Annotated in this window: 8 protein-coding genes and 1 pseudogene; 4 read left to right on the top strand and 5 right to left on the bottom strand. The window is 45.5% G+C overall.

The window, feature by feature from the left end:
- Positions 1-11: 11 nt before the first annotated feature.
- Entirely contained in the window at positions 12-4,058 is a 4,047-nt protein-coding gene (locus AN619_RS05825) for an Ig-like domain-containing protein (RefSeq protein ID WP_068555683.1), read from the bottom strand.
- A 186-nt stretch (positions 4,059-4,244) separates the two neighbouring features.
- On the opposite strand from AN619_RS05825, the gene AN619_RS05820 reads away from it, so the two are divergent.
- From AN619_RS05820 to AN619_RS05800, 4 genes and pseudogenes are all read left to right on the top strand, one after another.
- Positions 4,245-4,994 carry a stalk domain-containing protein gene (locus AN619_RS05820; protein WP_068555677.1) on the top strand — a complete coding sequence of 250 codons (750 nt, stop codon included), beginning with the start codon at positions 4,245-4,247 and terminating at the stop codon, positions 4,992-4,994.
- Between the two features lie 225 nt (positions 4,995-5,219).
- Positions 5,220-5,878 (top strand): annotated as a pseudogene (locus AN619_RS15570) (IS607 family transposase).
- Complete coding sequence (locus AN619_RS05805; protein WP_068555671.1) at positions 5,850-6,974, top strand: RNA-guided endonuclease InsQ/TnpB family protein; 1,125 nt, start codon at positions 5,850-5,852, stop codon at positions 6,972-6,974. The pseudogene AN619_RS15570 and the gene AN619_RS05805 overlap by 29 nt, the downstream one beginning before the upstream one ends.
- A 178-nt stretch (positions 6,975-7,152) precedes the next feature.
- On the top strand, positions 7,153-7,725 hold the full coding sequence (locus AN619_RS05800; protein ID WP_068555670.1) for an S-layer homology domain-containing protein: 573 nt from the start codon (positions 7,153-7,155) through the stop codon (positions 7,723-7,725).
- Between the two features lie 41 nt (positions 7,726-7,766).
- On the opposite strand, the gene kamE is transcribed toward AN619_RS05800, so the two are convergent.
- The 4 genes from kamE to kamB form a co-directional block, all read right to left on the bottom strand.
- On the bottom strand, positions 7,767-8,531 hold the full coding sequence (kamE, locus tag AN619_RS05795) for a lysine 5,6-aminomutase subunit beta (RefSeq protein ID WP_068555668.1): 765 nt from the start codon (positions 8,529-8,531) through the stop codon (positions 7,767-7,769).
- Positions 8,531-10,087, bottom strand: coding sequence for a lysine 5,6-aminomutase subunit alpha (gene kamD, locus AN619_RS05790; RefSeq protein ID WP_068555666.1), 1,557 nt, complete (start codon positions 10,085-10,087; stop codon positions 8,531-8,533). Before kamD ends, kamE begins: the two co-directional genes overlap by 1 nt.
- Before the next feature lie 166 nt (positions 10,088-10,253).
- The gene (kamC, locus tag AN619_RS05785; RefSeq protein WP_068555664.1) at positions 10,254-11,879 is read right to left on the bottom strand and encodes a lysine 5,6-aminomutase reactivase ATPase KamC; all 1,626 of its coding nucleotides are present in this window, start codon (positions 11,877-11,879) and stop codon (positions 10,254-10,256) included.
- A complete protein-coding gene (kamB, locus tag AN619_RS05780) occupies positions 11,846-12,916 on the bottom strand; it encodes a lysine 5,6-aminomutase reactivase subunit KamB (protein ID WP_068555662.1) in 1,071 nt (356 codons plus the stop codon). The genes kamC and kamB overlap by 34 nt, the downstream gene beginning before the upstream one ends.
- Between the last annotated feature and the right edge of the window lie 19 nt (positions 12,917-12,935).

Genomic DNA, 12,935 nt, shown 5'->3' with positions numbered 1-12,935 from the left:
CAATCATGCACCTACCTTTCCGATGACGATTCTACGATGACAAAGATCCCCGGGTTGCTGCTCATGAACTCTACTTTTTGGTTCACAAGATGAATGGTTCCCTTGATTTCATAGAAATCTCTTGTTTCCTCGTCGTAACGATATATTTTCAGGTTTTGACCCTTAGAATACTTGATGGGAATCGAAAGGGCCATGTTCTGTAGCTTGAAATTTTTCCCCGTCACTTGGATAAAATCTGATTTGACGCTTCCCTTCAACTTCTTCTGAATCCATTGGACTGCCTGGGGTTCCGTTCTTCCTAAGGAAAGGACAATCCTGTGGTCAGAGGCATTGCCGTCCAGGGTAAGGCCATACAATGTAATATTGGCCCATTTGGATTTGGTTTCCAGTATGCCGATCTTATCCCGGGTATCCCCTTCGTAGCTGATTTTTCTGACCCATACATCCTCTCCCATCATCTCATCCAAATCAAAGCTGAGATAAGGGGCATTGGCATGTCTTGTTTCCAGCAGCAGGGTATCCTCGCTGATTTTTACATCGGCCTTCACTTCCCCTTCCCATCTTTTTTCTTTCACCCGGTATTGGTCATGGGGCACTGCGTTGCCGGCAGGCACCACACTGAAGGAACCGTACAGTATGCTTTGGTGATTGGGGCCATGGGAGAGGGTAACGTTATATACCCCTGGTTTTAGCCGGTTGCTTCCCCTGGGCAGATATACCTTCAGGATTTTTTCCTTGAGTTTTCCGTCGCTGCCCAGTCTTTCTTCGGGACTGACCCGATAAGCAGGAATTTCATTAAAGTATGCCTGTATATAACCGGATTCAAAGAAGTCTCCCTTCAATACGATAGGCTCATCGATATCATAATCTTCTGTGACGCTACCCATCTCTATCCCCGTCGTATAGGGTACGGTCCTCGTATGGAAGGAGTAGGCAATTTCTTCATTTTGTCCCACAGTATTCCGGACAATTCCCGCCTTTAAGACAACGTGATAGGTGGTCTGGGATCGGAGGGGTTGGACAGGGACATAAAGGGTAGCTTCTTTTTTGCTGCTGTCTTTGACAAGGATATATTTTTCTATAATCTTTGTTTTCTCATAATCTCCAATAACTTTGATCTGATTGACAAAGTCTCCGTCAATCATGGACACGCCGCTTCCTGCCGCTATCACCACAGAGTCCGACAGATTGGTCAAACCGGTTTCCCCATTGAGGAAAAGGCTTCCGTCCGCATCCTCAAAGGTAAATCGAAGAAAATACTTGCCATTGGTAAAACTGTCCTTTACCCCATGGACAAAGCTCTTTTCATCATGGCTTCCCCCTTCTGCAGGATACTTGCCGATTACCTTAGGGGGACCCATGGTCAGGATCCGAAAGGGATGGCCCGATTTCCACGTGGTGGTCCGCCCGCCTTGGAAATTCACTGCAACGGTATAATCTCCCACATAGGCTTCACTGGCCAAGGTCGCCTTCAAAGGGTTTTTGATTGTCACCCTCAACTGATCGGTCCCCATATACTGGACATACTGGGGATCGATGGTGATCGTCTTATCCCCTGCTGTCAACTGCACATTTTCTATCCCTGGACTAAAATTAGTCCCCTGGATCCAAAAAACAACCTCTGCTTTGCTGATCAAATCTCCAACGGATACGCTCCCGTTTTCCATGGCCTCCACATAGGCCGGTGCCGTATCATCGCCGCCCACAACCAGCTCCAGTTCTAAAGCCGGGGTAAAGGCCTTTCCCCTTGTCTGGAATACGTCGGCAGGAATAAAAAGTTTGTAGCTTCTGCCTGCCTCCAATTCCTGGTTGGGATACAGAAAGATCTTTGTGCTTTTTCCATTGTGGCCCTCGTCATACTCCAGCTTCAATTCTGACACATACAAGGCTTCCTCTACCACAATGCGGGCTTTCCCCAGAAGATTGCCCATTTTATCCAAGGCCAACACCTGGGTTTGTCCCCTTGCAATCCCCTTCGCTTTTCCTTGGGAATCCACCGATGCTACTGCCGGATTTTCGGAAATCCACCGGACCTGCTCCCCTGCAGGATGGTCAGCGGATACGAGAGAAAATTGGAGGGTTTTGTCCATATCCAGCCTGACCTCGGGAATACTTTCTAAGGAATTTCCTACCATCTGCAGTTTCTCTTCATAATAGGTGGAACGTAAAAGGATTCTTTCCAATGCCTTGTTCCGATAATAGTTCCCTTCTACTTTTCCCTCTGCCATCCTAGGGATAACCTCCACAGGCAGGGAAAGCACCAAGGGTTCCCCAGAGGAAAATTTCGCCGTTCCGGTGATTCGGAACTTCTTATGGGGCATGCCCGTGATTTCTTCCGTCTTCGCCGTCCCCATCACAGGAATGCTCCAAGAAGGTTGGGACCCAATCCCGCTCCCCTTGGTCCAAAATTGAAAATCAATATTGGACAGCAGATTGTACCCATAATCGTCCTCAATAATTTCTCGGTCAATGATCAACTGATAGGCGTTGCAGCTCAAAAAAGGCATTTTGGGTTTTATTTTGAGGATATCCTTGTTAGAGCCCACAATCTCCAATTCCTCGATGATGACCTTCTCTTTATAATTCTCCATGGATTTCAGCTTGAATACACCGCTGGTCCCATCCTTTACATATCCATAGGCTTTATCATAGATCTGCCCCTTCGACGAGTATCCTTTATTCTCCGCCATAGGCATCTTATACAGGGTTACTTTGTCCTTCCGGGCTTCCTTTTTGTCATCTCCGCTCCAATCCTTATCCCATCGGATGGGACGGTTCATTTTGATATACACAGCCCCATTCTCTCCCAATTGGGTTTTCTCCATATTCCGGATGTCGTCCCCAAAGGTTTCCGTAGAGCCGTAGGCAGAAGGCATGGGATTTTGTCCCTGATTTCCTGTGGTAAAGTATAGGTCTATGTTGACCGTGTTATGGACAGAAGGATAATCGGCAAAGGACACACCCCCTGCCAAAATCGTTGCCCTATAGAGGGTATTCTTTTTTAAGGGCTGATTTCCGCCGTCTTCCTTTACGGCGATGGAAAGAGTTTTTCCATGGGCCGCCACATTGATGGGGATTTCTCCACCGGCAGCCTGCTCCACAAGCTTTATCTTGGCCGTATCATACTGAATGGGATGCTTAAAATAAAAGGTAAGAACAGGATCTACCTCAATATTTGTCCCGTTATTTACCGGGTTAGTGCTTTCTACCATCCCATCGGTGGTAAAGGAAATCTCCACCGGCCCGTTGTAGATTTTTCCGTCGCTATCGGTACTTCCGGAAAGATAGAGGGCCTGCTCCTTCAGTTTCACCGTATAAACCGCAAAATCCTTAAATTTTCCGTCTTTTGCCGTCAGGATCAGTTGATTCCCTTCCGCCCTCGCCGTATAATTTTCCGGGGAATCCGATGCATAGCCGGGAATCCCCGCAGCTACCGGCGATGTGGCTATCTCTATGTACTGGTGGATTTGGGAATGGAGGATAATGGGATCCACAAATGTAAAGGTAATGGTTCCCTGGCGATAATCAATTCCCTTCCCGCCGTTTCCCGGCACAACACTCTTCAAAATATCATCCCTGTAGACTCCTGTATCTGTATTGGTAACAAAGGTAAAATTTTCAGCGCCGTTGACCTTTGTCCCGTCGCTGTTCTTCAATAAGCCCTGGGGTATGACGATCTTGTACAATTTGTGCTTTTGCAGTTGATAATAAGGCATATGATCCGCCCCTGCCTTGATCTGCAACCGCAAAATATTTCCTGTGATTCCTATATCAAATTTATAGGTTTCATCTTCCGTTCCGGCATATACCTTGATGCTGCTTAGACTTTTTCCCGCCGCCAAGGATAGGGATGCCTCATAGGCAAAGTCGATTTGCCGGACTTGATAACTGACATTTTTTTGTCCCTTGATCACTTTTGACCCCACAGGATCGGCAGGCATAAATACCCTTGCCTCCCATAGCTCCAATTTCTCTTGGACCGCCCGGACATTTTCCACAGGCAGTACAGAAAACCACATCACAAAGATCAAAATCATTGCAGTTGCTTTTTTTGTCAAAGAAATCCCCCCGCATGTCGATAAAATTCTAATAAGTATTTCGGCAGAATTGCTTCTTTCCTTCAATCTTTATGGCAATTTCCATAAATTTCTTTACTTCTTGCTTATCTGACAATTTTCTTGTAGGTCCTCCTTCTTCTATGATACAATAAAATCATGAAATGGTAAATTTTTGGAGGTGTTTCTATGAAAAAAAAATTATCGGTTTTCATAATGGTCTGTTTGATTTTGTTGACGACTCCTGTCTTGGGTTTTGGAAAAAGCTTCAGTAAAAACATCACTGCCTGGTTTTATGATATCAAGGTCAATCTTGATGGCAAACCTTTGATTTTTGCCAGCCAACCCTTTATTTTCAACAATCACACCTATGTTTCCATCAACGATATCGCCGCCAACCTAGGCTATACGGTACAATGGGATGATAAGAACAAGGTGATGCATCTGACATCCAATCAAAACCAGCAGGTGGCCCTCAGTACCATGAAATATGAATTGGATAGAAAAAATATGGAGATCAACAGTTTGAAATACCAGTTAGAACAAAAAAATCTTGAGCTGGCCATGTTAAAGGAAGACAGGAGCTACGGCAGTTCTTCTTCCCGGTCGACCCTTGATCAGACGGAGAAGAATCTGAATAATCATTATTACCGGTACCGGGATGATGAAGTTACCTTGCGATTCAGCTACAGCTTAAGCCGCCAATCCAACGACGATATTGTCGTAAGGATGTATGGTGATTTCCGCCGTTCCTACAGCAGCTGGAAAAATCGGGACAGTCAGGATTTCCGTGATTTTATCTTGTCCGTCTGCAAGGAAGTTGACAGAAACTTTGATGATGATGTGACAGTATATGTTTATGATCAAGAAGGAGACTGGACGGCCACCTATACCTACAGCGACAGCAACAACCGCATTACTTCCTATAGTGAATATTAGAGGCGGAATAACTGCGTGCCATATTCCTATTCTGTAACACAGTTGAAATATCCTTGGCCTCCATTCCCTGGTATAATGTTGTTAGCTGCCAAAACAAATCTCATTTCATTTTCAAATTGGGTATCTGCAAAGGAGGCTAACAACAGTTAAAAAACATTTATAAAAGTTAATAAAACACTATAAAAATATTATAATTGATGCTATGATATTTTTGAGGTGTTAGAGATGAAATATTATTCAATCGGCGAGTTTGCAGAATTAATAGGAGTAACCCAACAAACCCTTAGAAATTGGGATAAGGTCGGAAAACTAAAACCAAGTCATATTGGAAAAAGTGGTTATAGGTATTACTCCCAACAGCAACTCCAACATTATTTAGGCTTTTTTAAAGGTGAAAATCCGACCCAGAGAAAAGTTGTAGGATACTGCCGAGTGTCAAGTAACAAACAGAAAGATGACCTTGAAAGACAAAGAAAGATGACCTTGAAAGACAAATAGAGAATGTAAAGGCTTATATGATAGCAAAAGGTTATTCGTTTGAGGTTGTTACTGATATAGGGAGCGGTATAAACTATAACAAAAAAGGATTGAACCAGTTAATTGATATGATTATTGCTTCTGAGGTAGAAAAAATAGTTGTTTTGTACAAGGATAGGTTGCTAAGATTTGGGTATGAACTTATAGAAAACCTATGTAGTAAATATGGGACAGCTATTGAAATTATTGATAATACAGAGAAAACCGAGGAGCAAGAACTTGTTGAGGATCTAGTTCAAATTGTAACTGTATTCAGTTGCAAACTTCAAGATCGGAGAGCCAGTAAAGCCAAAAAGATAATAAAGGAGTTGTTAGCAGATGATAATAGCCCTGAAAGTCAGGCTTGAACCTAACAACAAGCAAAAAACAAAACTGTTTCAGAGTGCAGGAGTAGCAAGATGGGCATATAACTGGACGCTTGCAAAACAGGAAGAAAACTATAAAAGTGGTGGCAAGTTTATTAAAGACGGGGATTTGAGAAAAGAATTAACGCTTTTAAAGCAGACCGAAGAATATAAGTGGCTTAATCATTATAGCAATAACATAACCAAACAAGCCATAAAAGATGCCTGTGACGCTTATGATAAGTTTTTCAAAAAGCTTGCTGATAAGCCGAAATTCAAAAGTAAAAAGAAAAGTCAGCCAAAATTTTATCAAGATACGGAAAAGATAAAATTCAAAGAAGGCAGAGTCAGACTTGAAAAGATAGGGTGGGTAAGGCTTTCAGAAAAAGACAGGATACCGGAAAACGCAAAATATACAAACCCAAGAGTAAAGTTTGACGGAGTACACTGGTATGTGTCTGTAGGTATTGAGGCAGAGCAAGGGTATGTTGAGCTTACAGACGAAAGTATAGGTATTGATTTAGGAATAAAGGACCTAGCTGTATGCTCAAACGAAATGACATTCAAAAACATTAACAAAACCAAAAGAGTTAAAAAACTCCAAAAGAAATTGCGCAGGTTGCAGCGCAAGGTTTCAAACAAATATGAAAAAAACAAGGAAGGGGGAAGTTACGTCAAAACAGGCAACATTATAAAACTTGAAAAAAACATTAAAAAGTTGCACAAACGTCTTGATAACATCAGAACTGACAACAGGCATAAAGCAACTGCCCAGATAGTGAAAACCAAGCCATCAAGGGTAGTTATGGAAAACCTGAATGTCAGCGGTATGATGAAAAATAAACACCTGTCAAAAGCAATAGCAGAGCAGGGCTTGTTTGAATTCAAAACAATGCTTCAGTATAAATGCAGGAAATATGGAATTGAATTTATAGAAGCCGACAAATGGTACCCTTCATCCAAAACCTGTTCAGCGTGTGGCCATGTAAAAACCAGACTGTCACTGTCTGAAAGGGAATTTATATGTGAATGTTGCGGTACCGTAATAGACAGGGATAAGAACGCAAGTATCAATTTATCAAGATATAAAGTATCATAAATCACCAAAACGAATTATGATGCTGTGTACCGTGAGTTACACGGGAATTTAAGCCTCTGGAGTGTCACATCAAACGATAGTAGGGTAGCCGAGGTCGGACACGATGAACGAGGAAGCAAACATAAACTTTTACAATGTTTTTGTAAAGTTTTATAAGTTTTGCGTAACGGCATGAAGGATGCACAGAAGGGTAAAAAAGATCATTACACTCGCCTTGATTTTTACGATCCTCGTCTTCCATACCGCCTACGGGTTGGAAACGACAAAATTAGAAGATATCGGCGTGAGACTGAAAGCCTTGGGTTTAATGATCGGCGATCCCGATGGAAACATGCGTTTCCAGGACAATATCACAAGGGCTGAATTTGCTGCCGTTTCTGTACGATTGATCGGTAAAGAATCCGCAGCCTTGCAGCGCAAGGGCAAGACAAAATTCCAAGATGTGCCTTCAACCCATTGGAGTACCGGACATATCAATATTGCCGTGGAAAACGGCCTCATTCGGGGCTATGAAGACGGAACCTTTCGCTTGAACAGGAATATTACCCATGGCGAAGCCATAACCATCCTTGTCAATGCCTTGGGTTATGGAAGCAAAGTACAGGGAACGGACTGGCCCAATAATTTTATTCACGCGGCCACGGAATTGGGTTTGACAAAGGACGTTGCCATAAAGGCAGAGACACCTGCCACCAGGGGAGACATTGCCGTCATGCTCCACAACAGCCTCACCATTCCTCTGGGCAAATAAGACAAAAAACCGGAGAAGTTTTCCTCTCCGGTATTTTTGTCTTATTTTTTATGGACCAGGTTCCGTTTTACCATTTCCGTTACCACGAAGGAGGCCACGTCCTCCGCATAGGTGCCGCTGCCGAAGCCTGCGTCATAGCCCAACTCTTTGGCCAACTCATGGCTGATCCTCGGCCCACCGCATACAAGGATTACCCGATCCCGGATCCCCTCCGCCTCCAAAAGCTCCACTAACTGGGTTAGATTGGGGATATGCACGTCTTTTTGAGTAACCACCTGGGATACCAATAAAGCATCGGCATTCAGGGCAATGGCCTTCGCCACAAATTCCTCATTGGGCACCTGACTGCCCAGATTGTAGGCCTTAATCCCTTTGTATCGCTCCAGACCATAATGACCGGCATAGCCCTTCATATTCATGATGGCATCAATACCCACCGTGTGAGCGTCCGTACCTGTACAGGCTCCCACGATGACCACGTCCCTGCCGATATTTTCCTCAATATAGGCCTCTACCTCTTCTTTGTCCATGACTTCCACATCCACCTTTGGTACTTCAATAGCCGTATAGTCTACCGTATGCTGGCATTTGCCGTACATTACAAACATGGTGTAGCCTACGCCCAAGTCCTCTGCATGGACTACGGAGGGCTCTTCCAATCCCATCTTCAGTACAAGACGCCTGGCAGCTTCCTTTGCCTCTTCTCCACAGGGTATGGGAAGGGTAAAGCATAGCTGCACCATTCCGTCATTCAGCGTATCTCCATAAGGTTTGATCTTTGTCAAATCCACCTTCTGCACGGCCATTACCTTGCACCTCCCAACATCAATTCCATAAAGGGATTGAAATATTTCTCATGCTTCTGGACAACCCCTTGCAATCCTTTCCCGCCGTCCATGGCCCGCTTCACCCCGGCAAATTTTCCTTGCTCCAAGGTGGCAAACAGGCCTTCTCTCTCAATTTCCTCCAGCATATCCGCAGCCTTTTTCAATACCTCCTGGGCTCTTTTTTGGATGATGCCGTCCTTTTTAAACTGAATTTCTTCTCCTAGGCTCCTGACATTGTTGAAGATATACTTGGCATTTTCTATGGAAAGGGCCCTGTCCTGCAGCAACGGCGTGTGAATGGCCTCCGTCAGCATTCCCAGCAACTGAATTCCCTGTCCGGTCATGATGGCAACCATATTGAACAGGGCATCCTGGATATGTCCCTTGAAAATATTGCCTGTCATGAACTTGGTAGGCGGCATGTATTTCAACGGTGCCTTGGGGAAAATCTCCCTTGCCATCTGGGCTTGGGCAAGCTCCAGCAAGAATCCGTTCTCAATATCGGGATTCATTTCAAAGGCATGGCCAAGCCCCATTTGCTCCTCGGGGATGCCTGCCTTCAAGGCAAACTGCTCGTTGATAAACTGAGAAGCCAGCACCGTATGGGCTTCTTCCACGGCATCGGCAGTGGTCAGGTAGTTGTCCTCCCCCGTATTGATGATGATGCCGGCAAAGCCGTTGATAATCCTTGAAAAATACTGATCGACCAGAGTTCTTTGCATATTGATGTCCCTAAACAAAATTCCATAGAGGGCGTCATTCAGCATAACATCCAGTCTTTCCATGGCACCCATGGCTGCAATCTCCGGCATGCACAATCCTGAGCAGTAGTTGCATAATCGGATGTATTTCCCGACCTCCTGCCCCACCTCATCCAAGGCCTTTCTCATGATCCTAAAGTTTTCCTGGGTTGCATAAGTTCCCCCGAAACCCTCTGTGGTGGGACCGTAGGGAACATAATCCAGCAAGCTCTGGGCAGTGGTCCTGATGACAGCAATAATATCGGCCCCCTGTCTGGCAGCCGCCTGGGCTTGCAGCACATCCTCATAGATATTTCCCGTGGCCACGATAACATAAAGATAAGGCTTTCTGCCTTCTCCCAAATTCTTTATGAAATTCTCCCGGTCTTTTCTGTTTTGCCGGATTCGCCCTGTCATTTTTTCCGCAAGGGGTGCAATGGCCTCCTTGATTTTGTTCTCATGGACCGTAGGGAGCTTTGTCAAATCCAATTCGCCCCGGGCAACCATCTCTGCGATTTCCTGAAGACCTTTTCCCGTATGGACCATGGCATTCCCAAGCCAGTAGGCAATCCCCAGGGATAAACCGCCACCCTCTTTGATATTGTCTACCACCACGTTGGGCAGGGGCTTATCGATCTCATCAACGCCATCGATGCCCAAAAGTCTGGCCACAGCCCTCTCCACCGTCACTGTCGTATGCTTGTCGATAAATTTCTGTGTATCCTCAGCAATATTTTTTGCGGAATTGCGCGCCTTCTCAATCAAACTTTGATCAAGATTCAATTTACTCTCCATCCTCTTCCCTCCAATCAAAATCCATTTGCCATTAGCCATTAGCAGTTAGGGGTTAGCCGTTAAAAGCCATAAGACATCGGTGAGGAATCGTAGCCACTGGCTGTCAGCCCATAGACGACAACTGGCAGCTGACAACTGATAGCTAGTTGCCCTTCCGCTTTCAACTTCATTCTAAATACCGTTCCGCCTGTTGCAATATCTCTTCCTGCAATCCCATCAGTCTTGCAATGGAAATGGCGTCCCTTGGAATTTTTCTCTCGTCTTCGATCTCTTCCAAGCGGTAGTCCATATATTGATGAATCACATCAATGCCTAGGATTCCCCTTTCCTGCATCTGCTGTTTCAACAATTGAAAATCTACATGGGCCAATCCCCTCACCTGCAAATGGACGACGCCTTCCATCTCCGCCAAGCCGTCAAAATGGGTGGTGATGACCGTTGTAGATGCCTTATCCTTCAAATACTCTATGATGGCCTTGGAGATGGCATAACCCTCCGCAGGGTTTGTTCCCCTGGCCAGTTCGTCAATCAGAATCAGTCCGTTTTCCTCAGCCCGCTGCAAAATTCTCTGAATCTCCAGGATCTCTGCCCCAAAGGTGCTGAGTCCCATATCCACCGACTGCAAATCCCCTAAAGAGAAGAAAATATATTCCTTGGGCGAAAAGCACATCCTTTTGGCCGGTACAAAGAGCCCATACTGGGCCATGGCCGTCATCAGGCCGATAAGCTTCAAGGATACCGTTTTCCCGCCCATATTGGCCCCCGTAATGCAGGTAACACCGTTTTTCAGCCGTAGGGTGATGGGGGTAAAGGCCTTTCCCTGCTTGGTCAGGTGATCTTCCACCTTGATATGCCTTCCCTCCAGAATCTCAATGGTCTCCTCTCCTGTCACCAGGGGCTTGACCCCATCCATGCCTATGGCCAGATAGGCCTTGGCCATGAGCAGATCTAATGCCCCAATGGCACGGATGTTATGGTATAAGCCTTCCAGATGCTGCCCAATTTCTTCCGTTAAAAACTGCCGAACTTTGAATTCCTCTTGCTCCTCCTGCAATTTCAGCTCTTCCAGCCTTTTCAGCAATTCCTCCACCCTTACATCCATCTTTATCTTGTAGGTAATATTCATATAGGTTTCCGAGCTGTAGATCAGTCCTTCACAATTTTCAATCATATCGATGAGGGCTTTGTTGTGCTTGTTGACAGTGATCTCCCCATTGGCTCGGATTTTTATATTCAGTTGCTCCTGCACCTGATCCCTTTTCCGGATCTTTTCCCGGTTGATTTCCGCCTCCACCTGGCGCATGGTTTCCCGCAGTCCTTTTAGATTTTCTGAGTATTCATCATAAATATAGAAGGTATGAATGCCGCTTTCCTGAGGGTCCAGCAACTTCTTCAGGGCAGGTATGGCCTGAATTTGCAAATCCTCAGGCCAATCCCACTTCAGTTTTGCTTGATAGCCAGAAAGCTTTTCCAACAGCCCTGTGAAGGTCTTGATTTCAAAAAGTTCCACCAGATTCAGAGGAATCTGTTCCTCCACCCGCCGGAAGGACCCTCGCAAATCCTTGATATGTTTCAAAAGGGTACGCATTTCCACAAAGGTATACCGATCCTTTTCAATGAGAAAAATCATCTTTTCGATCCGATCCAGCTCCGTTTCCAAGGCCTCCCGGTCGCAGGGCAGGTAAGGTTTCATGGATTTCTTCATGGCTTCCCCATAGGGCGTATATACCGTCAAACGGCCAAAAATATAGTCCAGGTCTAAGTTTTTGAATACACGTTCCGATAGGAACACTCCTGATCACCGCCTAACACCACGTCAAATACGGGAATGGGATGCAAAAATTGCCGCATCCTGTTTAAAAATTCCTCCGGCTGAAAAAAGTATCCCTGGGGTGCATAGGGATTGATTGTTACCGCCAGGATCCGGACCCTTTCCATCACCCGGATCTGCACCCCTGCTTTCATAAAATACATCCAATCCCGGGGCTCAATAAAAATTCTGGTGGCATCCTTCACCACAAAAATAACATGCTTGTAGTGGACCGTTCCTTCTATAATTTCCCTTAAAGTCTTGCTTACTAAGGAACCACCCATTACTACATATCGGGTATCCTCTTTTAGTGCTGCTGCAATCTCGCTGCCGCTCCCCAAGGCCGTTTTCACCGCCACAGGTCTTGTTTCATACCTTTCGCTGACGGTACAAATGCCCTTTTCTTCCATAATCCCTCCTGCAAGCTCCCTGGCCCTCCCATCTTCCAGCTCCGGCAGGGAAAAAAGCTGGATTTGGTGAAGGGACCGCTCCATAACCTGCCCCATATCTCTGCTCAACACAGCCCCCGTGGCCAAAATGGCAGCCTCCGCAACAGTCGGGGAAGCTGCTGCCATCCGATCAATGGCGCCATCCACAATCACCATCTCTGCCCCGTAGGACAAGAGCCTTTCCGTTACTTCCTTCATTTCCCGATTGGTGGCAGGTCCTGCCACTTCCACATATCCCGGTGTCTTCGCCTGAACAATGACAATTCTTCCCATGGCCGTGCGATAATCCGTCACTTCCAGGATTTCCAGCCTTGCCTCGCCATATTTTAAGGTATCTTCGGTGGTTGCAATCAATGTCCCTTCATCTACATAAATCATCGGTTTTTCTGTAAAGGTAACAAGATCCTGTTTTTCTCCGTCCCTGCCGGTAGAAGTAATTCCTAGGAGAATGCCCCTTTCCATGGCCTCCTCGATCAATGTATTCATGGTCATGGTTTTTCCTGCATTTTTCGCCATTCCTACCACAGAAACGATTCGGTATTTGTCCTGTATCAGATCCATTAACTGCATATCATTTCCACCTTTCTAT

This window comes from Thermotalea metallivorans (assembly GCF_001562415.1).
Lineage (GTDB): Bacteria > Bacillota > Clostridia > Peptostreptococcales > Thermotaleaceae > Thermotalea > Thermotalea metallivorans.
The sequence above is the reverse complement of the archived record's forward strand: the minus strand, read 5'-3'. Positions and strand labels throughout refer to the sequence as shown.

Excerpts from the sequence above, each read along its gene's own strand:
- AN619_RS05820 (WP_068555677.1), top strand. The coding sequence starts at position 4,245 with ATGAAAAAAAAATTATCGGTTTTCATAATGGTCTGTTTGATTTTGTTG.
- AN619_RS05805 (WP_068555671.1), top strand. The coding sequence starts at position 5,850 with ATGATAATAGCCCTGAAAGTCAGGCTTGAACCTAACAACAAGCAAAAA.
- AN619_RS05800 (WP_068555670.1), top strand. The coding sequence starts at position 7,153 with ATGCACAGAAGGGTAAAAAAGATCATTACACTCGCCTTGATTTTTACG.
- kamE (WP_068555668.1), bottom strand. The coding sequence starts at position 8,531 with ATGGCCGTGCAGAAGGTGGATTTGACAAAGATCAAACCTTATGGAGAT.
- kamD (WP_068555666.1), bottom strand. The coding sequence starts at position 10,087 with ATGGAGAGTAAATTGAATCTTGATCAAAGTTTGATTGAGAAGGCGCGC.
- kamB (WP_068555662.1), bottom strand. The coding sequence starts at position 12,916 with ATGCAGTTAATGGATCTGATACAGGACAAATACCGAATCGTTTCTGTG.